The sequence below is a fragment of the Lysinibacillus sp. RU7 genome, assembly GCF_057837305.1.
In genome coordinates this window covers 1-236 of record NZ_JBYQFK010000308.1, presented here as the reverse complement: position 1 = coordinate 236, position 236 = coordinate 1, and the positions used below count along the sequence as shown (strand labels likewise).

Annotated in this window: 1 protein-coding gene; it reads right to left on the bottom strand. The window is 52.5% G+C overall.

Going from position 1 to position 236, the window contains the following annotated elements; genetic code table 11:
• The coding region (locus tag AC3II9_RS22500; protein ID WP_489158994.1) for an SDR family NAD(P)-dependent oxidoreductase at window positions 1-236 on the bottom strand (236 nt) is incomplete at both ends.

Below are 236 nucleotides of genomic sequence, written 5' to 3'. Positions count from 1 at the left end.
CTTGGCGGTCACGTAAGGCGCTTTCAGTTTGGAAGCCAGGTGGGAATGAACCGATCCCATATAAATGACCACCCCGCCACGGCCAGCGGGATACATGTGGTTAAGGGCCGCCTTGGTCGTCAGGAATGCGCCGTCAAGATGAATCGCCAGCATCTGTTTCCATTTGGCGTAATCGAATTTGTCGATGGATTCGATGGTCTGAATACCCGCATTGGAAACCAGGATGTCGATTGAAC